Annotated in this window: 17 protein-coding genes and 1 pseudogene; 7 read left to right on the top strand and 11 right to left on the bottom strand. The window is 60.3% G+C overall.

The genetic code is table 11. The annotated features are described in order from the left end of the window. Positions 1-211, bottom strand: a 211-nt coding sequence (locus NW816_RS10030; protein WP_414409056.1) for a hypothetical protein, incomplete at its 3' end; no start/stop codon positions are given. 145 nt (positions 212-356) lie between these two features. Between NW816_RS10030 and NW816_RS10035 the strand changes: the two genes are divergently transcribed. Then, positions 357-965: a DnaJ domain-containing protein gene (locus NW816_RS10035; protein WP_414409057.1), complete on the top strand. Its 609-nt coding sequence runs from the start codon at positions 357-359 to the stop codon at positions 963-965. On the opposite strand, the gene NW816_RS10040 is transcribed toward NW816_RS10035, so the two are convergent. After that, complete coding sequence (locus NW816_RS10040; RefSeq protein WP_414409058.1) at positions 962-2,374, bottom strand: 2-succinylbenzoate--CoA ligase; 1,413 nt, start codon at positions 2,372-2,374, stop codon at positions 962-964. The two genes, NW816_RS10035 and NW816_RS10040, sit on opposite strands and share 4 nt — an antisense overlap. A gap of 145 nt (positions 2,375-2,519) precedes the next feature. Here NW816_RS10040 and petG point away from each other — a divergent pair, with 145 nt between their 5' ends. The 3 genes from petG (at position 2,520) to NW816_RS10055 (ending at position 5,478) form a co-directional block, all read left to right on the top strand. Continuing rightward, positions 2,520-2,633: a cytochrome b6-f complex subunit V gene (gene petG, locus NW816_RS10045; protein ID WP_011433989.1), complete on the top strand. Its 114-nt coding sequence runs from the start codon at positions 2,520-2,522 to the stop codon at positions 2,631-2,633. A 63-nt stretch (positions 2,634-2,696) separates the two neighbouring features. Next, the gene (locus NW816_RS10050; protein ID WP_414409093.1) at positions 2,697-4,325 is read left to right on the top strand and encodes a bifunctional pantoate--beta-alanine ligase/(d)CMP kinase; all 1,629 of its coding nucleotides are present in this window, start codon (positions 2,697-2,699) and stop codon (positions 4,323-4,325) included. Positions 4,326-4,440: 115 nt separating this feature from the next. Further along, entirely contained in the window at positions 4,441-5,478 is a 1,038-nt protein-coding gene (locus tag NW816_RS10055; protein WP_414409059.1) for a hemolysin family protein, read from the top strand. Between the two features lie 35 nt (positions 5,479-5,513). Here NW816_RS10055 and NW816_RS10060 read toward each other — a convergent pair whose 3' ends face one another. The 4 genes and pseudogenes from NW816_RS10060 to bioB all read right to left on the bottom strand — a co-directional run bounded on the left by NW816_RS10060 (position 5,514) and on the right by bioB (position 9,345). Further along, positions 5,514-5,831: a hypothetical protein gene (locus tag NW816_RS10060; protein WP_011433986.1), complete on the bottom strand. Its 318-nt coding sequence runs from the start codon at positions 5,829-5,831 to the stop codon at positions 5,514-5,516. 15 nt (positions 5,832-5,846) lie between these two features. Further along, positions 5,847-6,116, bottom strand: a pseudogene (locus NW816_RS10065) (DUF4126 family protein); the annotation flags it as partial. Between the two features lie 41 nt (positions 6,117-6,157). Then, positions 6,158-8,110: an ATP-binding protein gene (locus NW816_RS10070; protein ID WP_414409094.1), complete on the bottom strand. Its 1,953-nt coding sequence runs from the start codon at positions 8,108-8,110 to the stop codon at positions 6,158-6,160. A 302-nt stretch (positions 8,111-8,412) separates the two neighbouring features. Next, positions 8,413-9,345, bottom strand: coding sequence for a biotin synthase BioB (gene bioB / locus NW816_RS10075; RefSeq protein ID WP_414409060.1), 933 nt, complete (start codon positions 9,343-9,345; stop codon positions 8,413-8,415). A 149-nt stretch (positions 9,346-9,494) separates the two neighbouring features. Between bioB and NW816_RS10080 the strand changes: the two genes are divergently transcribed. Then, the gene (locus tag NW816_RS10080) at positions 9,495-10,472 is read left to right on the top strand and encodes a deoxyhypusine synthase family protein (RefSeq protein WP_414409061.1); all 978 of its coding nucleotides are present in this window, start codon (positions 9,495-9,497) and stop codon (positions 10,470-10,472) included. Between the two features lie 11 nt (positions 10,473-10,483). Here the strand turns inward: NW816_RS10080 and NW816_RS10085 are convergent, their stop codons facing one another. From NW816_RS10085 to NW816_RS10095, 3 genes are read right to left on the bottom strand one after another with little or no spacing between them, the layout of a single operon-like run. Then, positions 10,484-11,050: an ankyrin repeat domain-containing protein gene (locus NW816_RS10085; RefSeq protein WP_414409062.1), complete on the bottom strand. Its 567-nt coding sequence runs from the start codon at positions 11,048-11,050 to the stop codon at positions 10,484-10,486. 4 nt (positions 11,051-11,054) lie between these two features. Next, positions 11,055-11,873: an MBL fold metallo-hydrolase gene (locus tag NW816_RS10090; RefSeq protein WP_414409063.1), complete on the bottom strand. Its 819-nt coding sequence runs from the start codon at positions 11,871-11,873 to the stop codon at positions 11,055-11,057. Continuing rightward, a complete protein-coding gene (locus NW816_RS10095; protein ID WP_414357317.1) occupies positions 11,870-12,523 on the bottom strand; it encodes an anthranilate synthase component II in 654 nt (217 codons plus the stop codon). The genes NW816_RS10090 and NW816_RS10095 overlap by 4 nt, the downstream gene beginning before the upstream one ends. A gap of 115 nt (positions 12,524-12,638) precedes the next feature. On the opposite strand from NW816_RS10095, the gene rlmN reads away from it, so the two are divergent. Then, the gene (rlmN, locus tag NW816_RS10100) at positions 12,639-13,736 is read left to right on the top strand and encodes a 23S rRNA (adenine(2503)-C(2))-methyltransferase RlmN (protein WP_414409064.1); all 1,098 of its coding nucleotides are present in this window, start codon (positions 12,639-12,641) and stop codon (positions 13,734-13,736) included. On the opposite strand, the gene NW816_RS10105 is transcribed toward rlmN, so the two are convergent. Together NW816_RS10105 and NW816_RS10110 are read right to left on the bottom strand one after the other, a co-directional pair. After that, positions 13,710-15,512 (bottom strand): aminopeptidase P family protein, encoded by a 1,803-nt coding sequence (locus NW816_RS10105; protein ID WP_414409065.1) that lies wholly within the window; start codon positions 15,510-15,512, stop codon positions 13,710-13,712. The genes rlmN and NW816_RS10105 overlap by 27 nt on opposite strands. A gap of 126 nt (positions 15,513-15,638) precedes the next feature. Continuing rightward, entirely contained in the window at positions 15,639-16,013 is a 375-nt protein-coding gene (locus NW816_RS10110) for a rhodanese-like domain-containing protein (protein WP_011432658.1), read from the bottom strand. A 120-nt stretch (positions 16,014-16,133) separates the two neighbouring features. Between NW816_RS10110 and NW816_RS10115 the strand changes: the two genes are divergently transcribed. Further along, positions 16,134-17,048: a hypothetical protein gene (locus tag NW816_RS10115; protein ID WP_414330578.1), complete on the top strand. Its 915-nt coding sequence runs from the start codon at positions 16,134-16,136 to the stop codon at positions 17,046-17,048. Positions 17,049-17,572 lie beyond the last annotated feature (524 nt).

Here is a 17,572-nt window from a genome sequence, read left to right on the forward strand (position 1 = left end):
GGCCAGGAACTTCTTGAGTTTTCTCTATCTCGTCAGTGCTCTCTTTTGGCTCAAATGAAAGATCAACACAACCTAGATCTCGATTGGCAAGAGCTTGATGAAGCGCTTCACTCATAACAGATAGAAACAAAAAAGCCAAGTTGCAATGAAGTTGGGCAACAGGAAGGGATCCTCGATAGGCCGGAATGGAGGCTCCAAACAACTTGGCCAAAGTCTAACACTGGATCCCTGCTGCTGAGGGAAGCGGGAGAACCAAGCGCTTGGTGGGATCCCTTGGTCAAGCCGGGGCCGCAGCGATAGACTAGAGCTGGTTTTTGGCCAGGTCTTTTCCCGATCCCTTAGTTGCGCCACCGTTTATGGATTACTACGCGATCCTGAACCTATCTCCTGCAGCGGACATTGAAGAGATTAAACAGGCGTTTCGACGGTTGGCGCGGCAGTTTCACCCTGATGTGGCAGGGGAGGGATCCCGAGAGCGTTTCCAACAAATCCACCAAGCCTACCAAGTGCTGAGCGACCCTGAGCAGCGGCGGCGCTACGATGCACAACGTCAATCTGCACAACGTCAATCTGCACAACGTCAACCTCCACCCAGCTCTCCTGCTGCCGGCGAAAGGCGGGTGGTCATTCGCAGCATAGGCCCCTCATCGGCAGAGCAGCCCAATCCGGAAGGGCTCAAGGAGGGGATTGCCCGCGTCAAGGCAGCCTGGCGGGAGCGGAAGTTACCCACGGCGGTGGCCCAGGCGGAGGCGCTGCTGAAACGGTTTCCCAACTCCAGCGAGGCCATCCACATCTTGGCGTTGGCCTACCAGCGCTTCGGCAACCATTTGATCTACGAGGGGCGCTATCAGCAGGCGGAAGCCTACTTGAGAAAAGCTTTGGCCACGGAGCCGCACAACCGGGAATTGGCCTTTGAAATCAAGCGAGATTTAGCCCGTTTGGGCATTCAGGAGGGATCCCGCTAGCTCGCCTGCGTTGAGATCCCCAACATTTGGGCTGTCCACTGCCGGAGTTGTTGGCGGTTGACTTTGCCCTGGGGGTTGCGTGGGATCCCGGTACACCACAGCCAGTGCTTCGGATGCTTGAAGGGACTCAGTTGGCGGCTCAGGTGTTGCTTCAGGTGCATCTCCAGCTCTTTGGGGATTGCCGGGATCCCTGTTTTGGGGACGACCACCGCCACAACCCGCTGCCCCCATTCGGCATCCGGCAGGCCCAACACACATGCATCTTCCACCCAGCCGCTGGCTCGGATCTCCCCTTCCACTTCCGCAGCCATCACCTTTTCCCCGCCGGTCAGGATCAGGTCATCGGCTCGACCCAGCCAATGGAGACATCCCTGTCGGTCTAGATAGCCCAAATCGCCGGGGGTAAAGCCTTGCTGTTGCCCTTCGCGTAAGCGGTGCGTAGCACTTAGGTGCGGGTAGTAGCCCAGTGCCAGCGACTCTGCCTGAATGTGAATGTAGCCCACAGCATGGCTGGGCAGGGGATCCCCTTTTTCGCTGCGGATCTGGAGCGTGGCGTGGGGCAGAGGCCGACCCAGACTGTCGCTCCCTTGCCAAAAGGCTTCTGGCAGTAACGTACACACCTGGGAGGCGGTCTCGGTCATACCGTAGGTGAGGGCAAGGGGAAGGTGAAGTTGCCGGGCCTGTTGCCGCAAGCTGGGCCAGGTGGGGCCACCGCCGACCAAAATGGCCCGAAATTGGCGCAGGCTCTCCAAAACTCCCGGATGGGCGCTGAGCAACAGCCGTTGCAACTGAGTGGGCACCAGCGATAGAAAGCTCCCCGGCAGAGGGGGATCCCAAGACTCGGCCTGCTGTTGCCGTTTCCAATCCCAGACAACCCACTGCCCACCGCTCAGCCAGGATCGGACTGCCTGCATCAAGCCGCTGACGTGGTACAGGGGCAGAACGCAATAGCTGTGTACAGGCCCAACGGCAAAGTGCTGTTGGTGGGCTTTGGCCGAGGCGCTGAGGGTCAGCCAAGAGTGCATGGCCCATTTTATCTGGCCGCCGGAGCCACCGGTGGGGATGCCGATCAACGGCCAATGGGAGCTGGGCAAAACTTCCCGCAACTCTCGCAGGCGCGGATTCAAGGGGGCGGGATCCCCTTCCAGCCGTCCCTGTCGCCACCACCAGCCGGATCCCATATCCGCCAAAGCCTGTCCCCATTCCCGTTCTCCCCAGTGGGGATTACCCAAGAACAGCGGGATCCCCAAGCGCTGGCAAGTCAAAACTGCCGCCCACACCTGCACCGGATCGGAGTCTGCCACCAGCAGGGGAACGGCCTTGTCTGCCAAAGGGCGCAGTTGCTCTTCCAGTTCGGACAGGCGCCCCTTCAAGTCTCCGCCATCCCCGGACAAGGCAATTGATCTCATGGGCTATGGGTATGCCATCTCAACGGCTTCGCGGATCCCCTGCATTTTATTAGGGGATCCCCCCTCGATTTCCTTGGCAAGGAACGGTGAGGATAGGTTTGGGCTTGGCTTATCATGATTTAGGTTTAACTGGGAGGTCTGTGCTGTGATCGAGCCAATTTTGTTGGGGATCGTGTTGGGAATGGTGGTGGTCACCTTGGCGGGCTTGTTCGTGGCAGCCTACAGGCAGTATCAACGCAGCAACAAGATCGGCCTGTAGGAGCAGCCTTTGGGGGGGTTGGAGAAAACCCATAGGGGAGAGAGGGATTGAGGTAGCATGGCAATGCACTGGCTGCGCACAGTTGCTGCTTTGCGGGAGCAGGTAGCCGATTGGCGGGGATCCACAGTTGGCTTGGTGCCCACGATGGGATCCCTGCATGAGGGCCATCTCAGCTTGATTCGCCGCTGCTGCCAGGAGTGTGACCACACGGTGGTCAGCATTTTCGTCAATCCGCTGCAATTTGGCCCCAACGAAGACTGGGATCGCTATCCCCGCGACGAAGAGGGGGACCGAGCTTTGTGCGAGGCAGCAGGTGTGGATGTGGTCTTTGCCCCTGACCCGCAAGAGATGGGAGCCGACCCGGCAACCGGAAGCGACCGCACCTGGGTCATGCCCCCCGAATCCCTTCTGCAGACCCTCTGCGCCCCCCACCGACCTGGCCACTTTCGCGGCGTGGCCACCATTGTGCTGCAACTGCTGAACTTGGTACAGCCGCAGCGGGCCTACTTTGGCCAAAAAGACGCCCAGCAACTGGCGATCATTCAGCGTTTGGTTCGGGATCTGCAAATACCCACCACGATTGTTCCCTGCCCCACGGTGCGAGAAGCCGATGGCCTCGCCTGTAGCTCCCGCAACCGCTACCTTTCTGCTGCTGAACGACAGGTGGCTGCCGGGCTGTACCGGGCCTTGCGTCGGGGATATGACCATTGGCAGGCCGGGGATCCCTCAGCAGAAGGGATCCTTGCCGCCGCCCGTGCTGAGCTGGAGCATACCCCAGAGCTGCAACTGCAGTACCTGGAATTGGTGGATCCCCAAACGCTACAGCCGCTGCCGCGGGTGGAAGACAAGGGCCTGCTGGCCATTGCTGCCTATGTGGGGCAGACTCGCCTGATCGACAACCTGCTCCTTTCCCCAGAGCAAGGGGATCCCTCGCCGGAGAGAGTCCAGCATGCGGCACCGCCCTCTTCCGGCACGACCTCTCCCCCGCGTCGCCCGCTGATTGCCATCGACGGCCCGGCTGGAGCCGGAAAATCCACCGTGGCGCGGGCAGTAGCCGCCCAGCTGCAGCTTTTGTACTTGGACACGGGGGCCATGTATCGAGCCATCACCTGGCTGGCACTGCAACGGGGGATCCCTTTGGACGATGCCGAGCAACTCACCCAACTGGCCGCCCAAACCCAGCTCACCCTGCAAAGTGGCACCTCTTCGACAGAGCCGACCCGCATCTGGGCCGATGGCGAAGAAATTACCCAGGCCATTCGCTCTCCGGAAGTGACCCGCTGGGTCTCTCACGTGGCGGCAGTGCCGGGAGTACGCCAGGAGCTGGTGAAGCGGCAACGCAGCATTGGCCGGGATGGCGGTGCTGTCTTGGAGGGGCGGGATATCGGCACCCACGTCTTTCCTGATGCAGAGCTGAAGGTTTTCTTGACCGCTTCTGTTGGGGAGCGGGCGCAGCGTCGGCAACACCAACTCCAAGCCCAAGGGCAAATGGTGCCTCTCGAAGAATTGAAAGCGCAAATCGAGCAGCGGGATCGCCGCGACAGCGAACGGCTCATCTCTCCCTTGCGGCCTGCCCCCGATGCCATCTTGATCGACACAGATCACCTGAGCCAATCCGAGGTGCAAGACAAAATTGTAACGTTGTACCGGCAGCTTTTGGAGCGATCCGGCTCCGCCCATTTCGATCAGTAGCCTTAACTCAATCAAGAACAAATCAACGGGATGAATAAGATCTTCGAGGAGCTGACTGGCTTGAGCAGCTTGGGTTTAGTCCTTCGACGCCACCCATATCCCGTAACGGAGCGCTATGGTTAATGTCTTCCTCTTGGCCTTTTTGCTGCTCCTCTCAGGAGCTTGCTCTGGGGCCGAAACCGCCATCACGGCCATGGACAACCTGCGCCTGGAATCTCTGATCGAAGAGCAAGGGGATCCACAGGGCTTGTATCGACTGGCCCAACAACAGCGCTCGCGGCTGATCACCACCCTGTTGCTGGTGAACAACTTTGTCAACATCGGCATTGCCGCTTTGGCCACAACCCTCTCCATTGAACTGTTGGGAACCCAGATTGGAGCTTTGGCCGCCACCGTGCCCACCACAATTGTGGTGCTCCTCTTTGGAGAAGTAGCCCCAAAGTCTTTAGCGGTGAGCCATCCGCTAGGGGTGTTCCGCTGGGTGGTGCGGCCTGTTCATGTCCTATCGGTGCTGCTGCGCCCTTTTAGCGACGCTTTTGAGTGGGTTGTCAGCAGGCTCTTCAATCTATTGGAATTCTCCCCCCTGACGGCCACCGCTTCTCTCAAGGATTTGGAGCTGCTGATCGATGTGTTGGGGCAGCGGGGGCTGCTGGATTGGCAAAAACGGCGGCTGTTCCGCGGTGCCTTGGCTTTGGACTTACTCCAAGCGCGGGATGTGGCCAAGCCCAGAGTCAAGATGGAGACCATCTCCCACGACAAAACGTTGCAGGATGTGGTGAAGCTCTGTTTGGAAACGGGCTACTCCCGCATCCCCGTACAGGGAGAATCCAAGGATGAGATCGTCGGCATCATCCACCTCAAGCAAGCCCTGCGCCATCTGGATCAAAAAGGCAATGCCGAAGTGACCCAGGCGATGGCACCGCCTTTTTTTGTGCCGGACACCAAGCGGGTCAGCCTGTTGCTCAAGGAAATGCTGCGCTCTCGCCAACACCTGGGGATCGTGGTGGATGAGTTTGGCGGCACCACCGGCCTCATCACGCTGGAAGACATTTTGGAGGAGCTGGTGGGGGATATTTACGACGAGAGCGATCTCTCCCCCCTGCTGCTGCGGCGGCAGCGGCGACCAGGTGGAGCTTCTACCTCCCCTGGCTGAGAACAGGAGCAAGGGGATCATCCCCTCTCTAAGTCCTAGCTGGCTCTGGAGGGATCCGTCTCCGCGGCTGTTGGGTTTTCGTGCGCGCCGGGAGTGAGCTCCCCAAAGCCGGCCTCGACGGGATAGCGGGCCACAAAAAAGATCCAGAAGCTGTGGATCCCTAGCCCCAAAGCCCACCAGCCCAACAGGGGCACCAGCCACGGCCAATCCGCGCGGTACAGTTGCTGAAAAAACACCAGCCCAGACCCGCTACAGAGGAAAACAGACAGGTGGGCGGCATAGGTATAGCGATCATCCAGCTTGCGAAATTCGGGATCCCGACGGGAGGGCTTCCGGGGCCAGCGAGGCGGCATGGCAAAACCATCCAGTTAAAACCTTCTCCAGTGTAGAACAGCCGTCGGCGGGGATCCCTGAGACTTGGGAGCGGCATTTCTGCTGCGGAACCCCAGTTTCAACGCCCGTTTGCCCAGCCAGTACACCAGCAAACCCATCAGCAGCACTGCCAGCCAAGGAGCCAGCACCGCCACCACCGCCAGCAGCAGAGAAGTGACGTTTTCGCCGGTGGCCAACAGCGGGTTGCCCAGCCCCCCTGTGGTGGTGGTAGAGGTCACCAGTGTGGCACAAAAATGCGAAACTGAGGCCCAACCCCCAAAAAATGGCCGGTATGCCCTTCATATCCTCAGCGTTGATGGGAGTGCTCCCGCCAAGCGCAACTGGGGGGATCCGTCTCGGCGGGCGGATCCGTGAACTCCAGGGGCGAGCCCTCTGCATACAGATGCAGATCGAACCAAAAGGTGGATCCCTGTTCTAGCTTGCTCTCCAGGCAGATGCGGGTTCGATGTTTCTCCAGGATGTTGCGCACGATGGCCAACCCCAGGCCGGTGCCCTCTAGGGTGTGGACCCGGTTCTCGACACGGAAAAAGCGGTCGAAAATCCGCTCCTGATCTTCTGGGGCAATGCCAATGCCTGTATCGGCCACCGCCACCCGCACTGCCTGCGGGGATCCATCCGCCTGAACCACCAGGTGGGCATGTACCGTCACCAGGCCCCCTGAGGGGGTGAACTTGAGGGCATTGCCCAGGAGATTGGTCATCACCTGCAGCAGCAGATCGTAGTTGCCCCAGACCAGCGGCAGATCCGGATCGACGAACTTGCGCAGCTGGATCCCTTTGTCGCGGGCCTGCAGTTGGTGGGTGCGCAAAGTCTGCTCGATCACTGCCGCGATGTCGACACCTTCAAAGTGGTACTGCTTGCCCGATTCCAGACGAGACAAATCCAAAACATCGTTGACCAGGCGGGTGAGGCGGTCGGTTTCGCGGTTGGCAATTTCCAGGTAGTCCAGCCGCTCCGCCGAGGACATCTGCTCGCCGTACTCGTAGAGGGTCTCGATAAAAGACTTGATGCTGAAGAGGGGGGTGCGCAGCTCGTGGCTGATGTTGCTGATGAATTGGGCCTTGGCTTCGTTGAGCTCTGCCTCGCGGGTGATGTCCTGCACCGTCATCACGATCCCCTTGAGATTTTGCCGCCGCGGATCCGACACCGGCGAAAGCAGGATGCGGATAACACGCTTGGTGGGGCCGGTGAGGTTGACGCGAACTTCCTCTGCTTCTTGATCCCCGCGGGCAATTTGCATCAGGGGGCGGGCCAGTTGCTGCTGCAGATCCTCCGGCAACAGCTCCGGCAGGGGTTTGCCCAAAACGGGATCCCCTTCCCAGCCAAACATGCGGGAGGCGGCAGGGTTGAGCAGCAGCACCCGCAACTCGGCATCCAGCAAAATGGCAGCATCGACGATGGAGAAGACCAAGGTCTCCAACTTGGCTTTGGCGGCAGCCAGTTCCTCGATGTTTTGCTCTTCGTAGCTTTGCAGCCGCTCCGCCATCTCGTTAAAGCTGTCGATGAGCTGGGCCAGCTCTCCCCCGAAGGGCAGGTCGATGCGCTGCTTGAAGTTACCTTTGGTGATCTCCTGGACACCTTTGACCAGCTCTTTGATGGGATAGGTGATGGTGAGGGCATTGACCACCGCTCCCAGGATGGCCAAGACCCACACCGCCAAAAACACCCCAATCGAGACCTCCCGCGCCAATTGTGTGGAGCGCACCAGGGCGGGATTGGGATTGATGCCCAAGCCGAGGGTGCCCAAAAAGCGGCCCTGATGGTAGATGCCGACGAAAATATCCGTCACCCGCCCAGCAGGGGTAAGGTGGGTGCGCACCAGCGGTTGGCCCTCAGCAGGAGGACGGTTGTCCGGCAGTTGCATGCGACGGGTAAGGCTGAGGGAGGTTTTCACCTCCTGATTGGAGAACGGGATCCCGTAGTAGATGTTTCCTTCGGGATCGGCATAGAGCAGATAGCGGATGCTGCTGGTGCTCTCAAAGTACTGGCGGGACAGTTGCGCCACTTCGCCAATGCGATCTTCCGCAATCAGGGGGGCGACATTGGCGGCCAAGAGCAGCCCCAGATCTCGGCCAAAGCGGGCCTCGTTGAAGCGGGCATCCTGCTGCACAGTGCTGACGGCCCAGAAGGTAAAACTGCTCACCACCAAGGAGACCACCAGCGTGGCCACAAAGAGCAGCTGGGTCTCCAGGCGCAGCTTTTGTTTCCAGCGCGCCCACCAGCGCTGCAGGGATCCCATCGAAGACCCGGCTGGCTTCGACTGCGAGGGATCCACAGCCCCAGGCAATGGCTCTGGAGACGGAGCAGTCGCTTCTGGAGATTGGGCTTCAACAATTGGCTCAGCTGGCTCGACGGTGCTGACAGGAGGCATCAACCCAACGCTAGCAACCTTGGAAACACTGTCGCCATCATTCTGACATGGCTGCCGACAGGGTTAGGAGATAGTGACCTCCTCTGTCAAGAATCGTCACCCAGTAGAAGAGCACAGCCCGCCCAGCCGAGACCTGCAACGGCATTGCAGAAGCGCCAAGACATTTGCCCCTAGAGCGGTCGCAGGCCCAGCTTTTGCAGCAAAGCTGCATCGGCAGCCGACCCTGGGTTGGGCGTGGTCAGCAATTTGTCGCCGGTAAAAATGGAGTTGGCACCTGCCAAGAAGCACAGGGCTTGCTCGCTCTCGGAAAGATTTCTCCGCCCTGCCGAGAGCCGGATCTGGGCCGTGGGCAGCAGCAGGCGAGCAGTGGCGATGGTGCGCACCAGCAGCAGCGGATCGGGAGGGGGAAGCTGGCCTAAGGGCGTGCCGGGCACCGGCACCAGAGCGTTGATGGGCACTGAGGTGGGCGGCGGCGTCAGGCTGGCCAGCACGTGCAGCAGGCCGATGCGGTCTTCGTCGGTTTCTCCAAGGCCGACAATGCCGCCACAGCAGATCTGCAAGCCGGCTGCCGCCACATGGGCCAAAGTCTCCAGGCGCTCCCGGTAGGTGCGCGTCGTGATGATGCGGGAGTAGAACTCCGGCGAGGTGTCCAGGTTATGGTTGTAGGCCGTCAGCCCTGCCGCCGCCAGCTGCTGGGCCTGAGCCGCCGACAGCATTCCCAGAGTGGCACAGGCCTCCATCCCCAGCTCGCGCACCACGCGCACCATCTCCAGCACGCGCTCAAACGCCTCCCCTTGCGGGGCTGACCGCCAGGCAGCCCCCATGCACAGCCGAGTGGCGCCTGCCTTTTGGGCGGCAATGGCGTGCTGACGCAGCGTATCCGGCGCAATCAAGGGGTAGGTCTCGATGCCCGTCGAGTAGCGGGCGCTTTGGGGGCAATAGGCGCAGTCTTCCGGACAGCGGCCCGATTTGATGTTGACAAGGGCACACAGTTGCACCCGGTCGGGCGGGTGGTGCTGCCGGTGCACCGCTTGCGCCTCGTACACCAACTGCAGGAGAGGCCGATGGTAGATTTGGCGGACGTCCTCTAGAGCAATGGCCATGTCCACGCCGGAAGGGGGAAAAAATCCCCAAAAGTTTGCTAGCCCTTCTGGGCTTGCTAGAATTGGTGATCGTGCTTTGCGACGGCGGATCCTGCCGCGCTCAGGAACTCAACCATAGACACAATAGACACATAATAACGGGGGAAGCAGTGACCAACGGCCCTGTCAGCCAATTTATCGAGCATCACTTTCGCCACTTCAACGCAGCCGCGCTGCTGGATGCAGCCAAAGGTTATTGTGCTCACCTGGAAAAGGGCGGCAAAATGATGGTGACCCTGGCCGGCGCCATGAGCACAGCGGAGCTGGGCCTTTCCCTAGCTGAGATGATCCGGCAGGGTAAGGTTCACGCCATCTCCTGCACCGGCGCCAACCTAGAAGAGGACATCTTTAACCTCATCGCCCATGAGTTCTACGAGCGGGTGCCCCACTACCGCGATCTTAGCCCGCAGCAGGAGCAGGAGCTGCTGGAGCGGCACCTGAACCGGGTAACCGATACCTGCATTCCCGAAGAGGAGGCGATGCGGCGCCTAGAAAAAGCCCTCTTGGAAGAGTGGATGGCTGCCGACCAGGCCGGGGAACACTACTTCCCGCACGAGTTTATCTACCGCATCCTGCGCAGCGGCCGGCTGGAGCCCTACTACCAAATTAATCCCCGGGATTCTTGGGTTTACGCCGCTATGGAGGCCAACTTGCCCATCTATGTGCCGGGATGGGAGGACTCCACCACCGGCAACATGTATGCCGCCCACTGCATCACGGGTGAGATCCGCAATGTGCATACCATCCGCACAGGGATCGAGTACATGATCCACCTGGCGGACTGGTACACGCACACCTCGGCGGAATCCTCCATTGGCTTCTTTCAAATTGGCGGCGGCATAGCCGGGGATTTCCCCATCTGTGTGGTACCCATGCTCCATCAAGACCTGGGCCGCCAGGGCGTGCCCATGTGGGGCTATTTCTGCCAGATCAGCGACTCCACCACCAGCTACGGCTCCTATTCGGGAGCAGTGCCCAATGAGAAGATCACCTGGGGCAAGCTGGCTGTCGATACCCCCAAGTTTGTCATCGAGTCGGATGCCACCATTGTGGCACCTTTGATCTTTGCCTGGGTGCTGGGGTGGTGAGAGAAGCGGAATCAATCCATATGCCCGTCAGCGGATGCCGAGCGGGGCCAGCGGGACAAAAGGATCGCAGCTTCCCAGCGCCGCATGTCCTGGGCAATTTGCAGGGGGGTGAGGCCGTAGCCATCCGGCTCGTCGATCTCGGAGCCATGTTCCAGCAGCAGCCGAACGACCTCTGGGTTGCCGGACCAAGCGGCAAAATGTAGGGGAAGGCCACCGGCACCAAAGCGAGCGTTCACCTCGGCCCCTCCCTGGAGCAGGGCTTTCGTAACCTCAGGGTTGCCCAGGCGAGCGGCTTGGTGTAAGGGGCTGGCTCCCCCATGGTCTAGTTGATTGGGATCCGCCCCCGCTGCCAGCAAAAGACGGGCGTTGAGGCCGCTTTCTACGAAAAACAGGGCTGTCTTGCCCCGCTCATCGACGGCGTTGGCGTCTTTCCCCAGCCAGAGAGCCAGTTGCAGCCGCAGCGGGTTGGCTTGGGCCAAGGCTTGTGGATCTTCTGGTAGGGAGTATCCATAGAATCCCAGACCCCCCACTAGCAGGGATCCCAGTCCGACAGCGATTTTTAGGACCTGACCTCGCATAGCCCTATTCCTCAAAGAAAAGGATGGCGAGCCCCTGCCTGGGCAGAGCCTGGGCCGAGAGCAGCAACGGGTTGCTGAGGGCAGGTTGCGGGGCAGCAGCGGGGAAGAGACGCAAAAACTCCTGCAGCGGCAGCAGCTCGCATTGGGATTCCTCGGCGGCGGCCGTGCGATACATGGTGGGGATGACCAGCTTGGGCTGCAGCGCCTCAATGGCCGCCTTGGCCCCGGCAGGATCGTAATTTTTCGGCCCACCCCCCACTGGCACCAGCAACAGGTCGGGACGAGCAAGCAGGATGGACTGCTCCCGCGTAATTGGCTGCAGCGCCCCTCCCAAATGGACAATGTCGATCCCAGCCATGCGCCAGCGCCAACCCACGTTTACGCCAAAGCGAGGGCCACGGGGCATGCGTACTCCTTGCACCCGGATCCCGTCGATCAGATAGTCCCCCGGCTGAAACAGCACCCTTGGGTTGCCGGGCACCACATCCAAAGCGCCCTCATCCAACAAGCGGCTGCTGAGCAACACCAGATCGGCAGCAACTCGTGGGGCAGGATAGCCAGCCGTACAGCCCGCCGGCCGAAACGGGTTGACCAGAAACCGTCGGCCCTCCCCCTCGAACAAAACACAACTGTGGTGCAGCCAAGTCAGTTGCAGCCCCTGCGAGCTGGAGCCGGGAGTGAACTCTATAGACCCTGGGGTTGTTGGCGTTTCCGAACCTTGTGCCGGCGCTGTCTGAGCGCCCGCTTTGCGCCCTCTGGCCAGGTTCACGGCCATCGATCCCAGCAGCCCAGCGCTGGCTTGCAGAAGCTGGCGACGCTTCATGGAGTGGGGATCCCTGATGTAACAACGGCAACGGTTTCCTGAGGTTTCTGCGAAACATTGGGCTGAGCAGCAGTTGAGGCTTTGGCGCTGCGCAGGAAGTTGCTCAACAAGCGCTTGCCCTCTGCAGTCAAGATGCTCTCCGGGTGGAACTGCACGCCCTGAACATGGGGATAGCGGCGGTGGCGTACCCCCATGATGATCCCATCGCTGGTTTGGGCCGTCACCTCCAGCTCGTCAGGACACGTAGAAGGCTCGATCACCAAGCTGTGGTAGCGGGTGGCCGTGAAAGGCTGGCTCAACCCCTCAAACACTCCCACCCCTCGATGGTAAATGAGCGAGGTTTTGCCATGCATCAGCTCAGGTGCGCGCACGATCTGACCACCGTAGACCTGCCCAATGCACTGGTGCCCCAGACAAACGCCCAGGATCGGCAGCTCTGGCCCCAGCTCCCGAATCAACTCCAGCGAGATCCCGGCATCTTCTGGCCGCCCTGGCCCAGGAGAGATGACCACCGCTTGCGGCTGCATGCGGCGCAGGTCGTCAACGGAGAGCTGGTCATTGCGAAAAACCTGTAGCTGGGCTCCCAACTCCCCCAGATACTGCACCAGGTTGTAGGTGAAGCTGTCGTAGTTGTCGATGACGACCAGCACTTCAACATCCGGCAACGGCACCCCATTTTATCACTTCCACTGGACTGAAGGAGATTGGGTCACGGGGACAGGCTAGAGTGAAGGAGCCAGACTCCTGTGCTTTTGAGATGGATTTATGTCGGCCCTACCCATTCCCCTGCTGGGGCAGTCCTTGTCTGCTCTGAAAGACTGGGCGGTTGCCCAAGGACAGCCGGCCTATCGCGGGCAACAACTGCATGCTTGGATCTACCAAAAAGGGATCCGCTCCCTGGAACAGGTGACGGTGTTTCCTAGGGCTTGGCGAGAGGCGGTGCAAAGCTACCCAGTGGGACGCTCGCGCATTGTGCAGCGGACAGAGGCCCGCGATGGTACTGTGAAGTTTCTGCTGGGGTTGGCGGATGGGCAGTTGATCGAAACGGTAGGGATCCCAGCGGCTGAGCGTCTGACGGTCTGCGTCTCTTCTCAGGTGGGCTGCCCGATGGCCTGCGATTTCTGTGCCACCGGCAAGATGGGCTACCGACGCAACCTAGAGCTGCACGAGATTTTGGATCAGGTGTTGACGGTGCAGGAAGATTTTGGCCGTCGCGTCAGCCACGTGGTCTTTATGGGCATGGGGGAACCTCTGCTCAACCGCGATACGGTGGTGCAAGCCATCCGTAGCCTGAATCGAGATATCGGCATCGGCCAACGGCACATCACCCTCTCGACGGTGGGCGTACCCCGGCAAATTGCCTGGCTGGCGCAGCAGGATCTGCAAATCACCCTGGCCGTCAGCTTGCATGCTCCCAATCAAGATCTGCGGCAGCAGTTGATCCCCTCGGCAGCCCACTACCCTCTGGATGCTCTGATCCAGGATTGCCGTGACTACATGCTGCGCACCGGGCGGCGAGTCAGTTTTGAATATACCCTGCTGTCGGGGGTCAACGATCTGCCCATTCATGCCCGCCAACTGGCGCAATTGCTGCAGCAGGCCAGCCGGTCAGGGGTGCAACTGCACGTGAACCTGATCCCTTACAACCCTATCTCTGGAGCCGACTATCAACGCCCCCACCCGGCACGAGTCAAAGCGTTCGTCCGCCAGCTTGAGCAACACCAGGTGCGGGCCACCGTGCGCCAAACCCGTGGTTTGGATGGCAATGCCGCATGTGGTCAACTGCAGGGATCCTTCCTGCGCTCTTTGCCAGGGCGCAACGCTTTTGCGAGTACATCAGCTCAGTCCGCAGGCGCGTCGTAACCAGGCGGCATCCTGTTCTGGCAAGGTGGCGTGGTGCATGGCGTAAACCTGCCGGTGATACTCGTCCAGCCAGGCTCGCTGCACCTCGTTTAACAGTTCCCAATCGATCAAGCGCCCATCGAAAGGGATCCAAGTCAGGGAGCGAAAGCCCATCCAGCCCTCCGGCTCGGGAATGGCAATCACCTCGTAGAGATTCTCCAGGCGGATCCCACCCCATCCCGGCTGGTAGTAGCCCGGCTCAATGCTGTTGATCATGCCCACCTTGAGAGGGGTGTTGGCGCGGCGGTGGATCCCGTTGGGCCCCTCGTGGACGTTCAAAAAGGCGCCGACACCGTGGCCGGTGCCATGGCCGTAATCCAGCCCGGCCTGCCAAAGGGTGGAGCGGGCGATCCCATCCAACGAGACCCCATAGGTGTCAGGGGGGAAGATCTGGCGGGCGCATTGAATGTGGGCCTTGAGCACCTCGGTATAGCGCCGCTTGCACAAGGGATCCGCCGGCTCCTGGCCAATCCAAACGGTGCGGGTATCGTCGGTGGTGCCCCCCTCGTAGTGGGATCCCGAATCCAAAAGGAACAGTTCTCCCGGTTGCAGGCGCTTCTGGGGATCCGGAGTGCCGTAGTGGATGATGGAGCTGTTGGCTCCTGCCCCGGCAATGGTATTGAAGCTCAGACCCACCCACTCCCCTTCCTCCCGGTAGTGGGCCTCCATGATCGCGGCCACGTCGGCTTCGGTGACGGGGATCCCCTGTTGGATTTGCCGGTCGATCCAGGCCAGGGTGCGAATCTTGGCCCGGCTGGCCTTGCGGTTGGCGCGGCGCATTTGCTCCAGCTCGGTGGGGTTTTTCACGGCCTTGAGGGCTTCTACTGGGTGCTCCAGCTCGCGGCAGCTCGCATCCTGCAGCAGCTCTTGAGTGCCCTGGGTGGTCTGCTTGGGATCCAAGCCCACCGGCGCATAGCTCTTGGCCCATTGGGGCAGTTGTTGGCTGTAGGTCTCGTAGGGCCAGAGTTCCACCCCGGCTTCTGCCAGAAATTGCCGAGATGGGGGACTGAGCCGCTCCAGATCTGTGAATAGAGCCGCTCTATCTAGGCTGACCAAAGCATAGGCCCAAAACACTGGGTTGTAGGGGATGTCGGATCCCCGCAGGTTAAACAGCCAGGCCACCTGATCCAATTTGGTCAGGGGCAACAGTCCCACCCGCTTGCGGCGCATCTCCTGCCGGACTTGGGCCAGCTTTTCTGCAGGGGTGGCCCCGCTTAGGTGGGTGGGTACCGAGTCAATGGGCCGGTCAAAGGGAGCGACAGGAGCGGATCCCTGAGCCAGCTTATCCACCAAGTTTTCCATGACCGGGATCAAGAGCACCCCTCCCGCTTGGGCATGGGCCTGCAACTGGCGATAGGTGGCCACCGCCACCGTAAAGGGATCCACCCCCAGGCGAAAGCCGGATCCCAGCTCTTCCACAATCTCCATCAGGCTGGGCTGATTCGGCAGACCTCCTTTGATCACTGTCAATAGATTGGGATCCACCTCCCGCTCCGCCTGTTCGTGATAGCGGGGATCTACCCACAGCCAAGCCCTGTCCCGGGTGATCAAGGCATCCCCCACCGAGCCGGTAAAGCCTGTGATCCACTGACGCCGCTTGCGATGTTCCGGCAAATACTCATTGAGATGCTCATCAGCAGAGGGAACCCAAAAGCCATCCAGATCTTGTTCTCGCAGAAGCTGGCGCAACTGCTGCAAACGGGCAGCAACATCCAGGCGGGGTAAGGTTTGGAGCATGGCAGGAGTAGGGCAAAGCTGTTGTCATTCTAGACAAGGTTAGAAGTTTTCCCTTGCCCCTAGCCCTTGTCCCAAGGGGAGAGGGAAGCTTCCAATGCTGCAATCAGAACAAGAGCGCCCCTGGGTTTAGCGCTCCTCAGGAAAACCCGCTTCCCGCCAAGCCCGCATGCCCCCATCCATCGAGATCACCCGACGATAGCCCATTTTCTGTAGATTATCGGCTGCCAACGCCGAACGAAACCCGCCGCCGCAGTACAGGACGATCTCCGCTTCTTTGTCGGGGATCACCCTCTCGATGTCCCGCTCAATGATCCCTTTGCTCAAGTGGATGGCTCCGGCAGCGTGGCCGGCTTGCCACTCCGACTCTTCCCGCACATCCACAAAATAGAAGGGATCCCCTTGCAGTTGTTTTTGCCTGACCTGCTCGACTGTCAGTTCTTGGATGCGGCTTTTGGCCTCGTTGACCAGGGCCAAGAAAGCTGGAGAGTGCTGGGGAGCCATGGAGAACAGGCGCTATGAGCCAAAGCTTATTCCAATCGATCTTATCTGGTCTGGACTTTGGGATCCCAACTGCCCTAAGGCTAGACTGGGATCCAGATTTGCCGGCTGGAGGCCCATGGCTTGAAATCCCGATCTAACTTTCCGCAACTGCTTTGGCCCCTTGCTCTGGCCGTGAGCTGGAGCATCCCCCTTGGATTGACAGCCGGTCACGTCAGCCGGACGGAGTCCTCGGCTTGGGCCCAAGCTGCCCCGATGCCCCTAGAAAGTGGGATCCAGCGGCAAGTTTCCAGCCCACCGCCAGCCGCCCTGGTGGAGTGGCTAAGCCAGCAGGTGGCCGCCGCCAACCGGCGGGATTTGCCAGGGGTGATGGCCGGCTACAGCCCCGACTTCCGCCACCGAGATGGGCTGGACCGGGAAGAGGTGGAAGGTGCCATCCGCAAGCTGTGGAGCTCTCATCCCAAGCTCACCTATTCGGCCCAGATCCTCTCCTGGCGGCAGGTGGGCCCTGAGATTGTTGCGGATATTCTCAGCCAAGTAGAGGGATCCCAATCCTCGGTGCGGGGGGACTTTCAGGTAGAAGCCTCTGCCCTGGTGCGCAATCGCTATCGCCCGGATCCAGCCAATCCCGGACAACTGCTGTTGATTGACCAAGAAGTGCTGCGGGAGGCCAGCACCCTCACCTCTGGATCTGCCCCTCCCACCGTCACCTTGAACCTGCCGGAGGTGGTCAAACCGGGATCCACCTATTCGCTGCAGGCGATTGTGGCAGAGCCTCTCACCCACTCTTTGCTGTTGGGCGCCGTTGCCGAACAACCCGTTGCCGGGGCGGGCTACCCAGAGGTGACCTCGTTTGCTCTCGAACCTCTACAGGCCGGAGGGATCTTCCTACAGGCAGATGCTCCGCAAGAACCCCGTTCTGAGTGGATTTCTGTGATGTTGGTTAACCAAACCGGCATCACGCTGGAGAGTCGGCGTCTTATCGTCAGCGATCGCTTGGCTCTGGAGGGATCCCTGGCCATCCCCACCGTCCCTTAGGAAATCTTCAGGATGATGAGGAATGGCTCTGGGGTAATCTGGACAGGCAGTTGAGCTTGTTAAGGTGGGAAACTATGCGCCCCTCAGCTTGTTTGCTTTCTGGTGCTGGCCCTATTTTTGAGCGGTTGCGATAGCGGCGACTCCCTTGGTGCTCCGGTGGTGGATCGCCCCACTCCTGCCAGCAATTGACCGAACAATCCCGAGGGGTCTCGAAAGGTTGGGTCGAGGTGTCTTGAAAGGACCCAACCTCAAGAAACATTGGCATCTTCAGACGCCCGTCCATTCCAAGCCCCGCTACAGCTAGCTGCAAAACTATCCGCTCTCTCCCACCCCCAAGGCAACAACAGGCGGTCAGGGAAAGAGCGGTCTAGCGGGCCTTCAACTGGAACCTGACTGCCGGGAGGAACTCCAAGCGAGCCAGAACGCGAAGACTCTTCAGCAGACTGAAGGATCTAAGTTCAGACCGTTAGAGAACAGCCCCGGCGCACAGCCGGCTGAACCCAACTTGACGACCCTTACAACTA

Source organism: Synechococcus sp. W55.1, from assembly GCF_047461655.1.
GTDB lineage: Bacteria > Cyanobacteriota > Cyanobacteriia > Thermostichales > Thermostichaceae > Thermostichus.

What these genes read in the sequence shown, in the direction of transcription:
- NW816_RS10085 (WP_414409062.1), bottom strand. Translation starts at nt 11,050, where the DNA reads ATGCGAGGTCAGGTCCTAAAAATCGCTGTCGGACTGGGATCCCTGCTA.
- bioB (WP_414409060.1), bottom strand. Translation starts at nt 9,345, where the DNA reads ATGGCCATTGCTCTAGAGGACGTCCGCCAAATCTACCATCGGCCTCTC.
- NW816_RS10070 (WP_414409094.1), bottom strand. Translation starts at nt 8,110, where the DNA reads ATGGGATCCCTGCAGCGCTGGTGGGCGCGCTGGAAACAAAAGCTGCGC.
- NW816_RS10035 (WP_414409057.1), top strand. Translation starts at nt 357, where the DNA reads ATGGATTACTACGCGATCCTGAACCTATCTCCTGCAGCGGACATTGAA.
- NW816_RS10055 (WP_414409059.1), top strand. Translation starts at nt 4,441, where the DNA reads ATGGTTAATGTCTTCCTCTTGGCCTTTTTGCTGCTCCTCTCAGGAGCT.
- NW816_RS10110 (WP_011432658.1), bottom strand. Translation starts at nt 16,013, where the DNA reads ATGGCTCCCCAGCACTCTCCAGCTTTCTTGGCCCTGGTCAACGAGGCC.
- NW816_RS10050 (WP_414409093.1), top strand. Translation starts at nt 2,697, where the DNA reads ATGCACTGGCTGCGCACAGTTGCTGCTTTGCGGGAGCAGGTAGCCGAT.
- NW816_RS10060 (WP_011433986.1), bottom strand. Translation starts at nt 5,831, where the DNA reads ATGCCGCCTCGCTGGCCCCGGAAGCCCTCCCGTCGGGATCCCGAATTT.
- rlmN (WP_414409064.1), top strand. Translation starts at nt 12,639, where the DNA reads ATGTCGGCCCTACCCATTCCCCTGCTGGGGCAGTCCTTGTCTGCTCTG.
- NW816_RS10040 (WP_414409058.1), bottom strand. Translation starts at nt 2,374, where the DNA reads ATGAGATCAATTGCCTTGTCCGGGGATGGCGGAGACTTGAAGGGGCGC.
- NW816_RS10105 (WP_414409065.1), bottom strand. Translation starts at nt 15,512, where the DNA reads ATGCTCCAAACCTTACCCCGCCTGGATGTTGCTGCCCGTTTGCAGCAG.
- NW816_RS10090 (WP_414409063.1), bottom strand. Translation starts at nt 11,873, where the DNA reads ATGAAGCGTCGCCAGCTTCTGCAAGCCAGCGCTGGGCTGCTGGGATCG.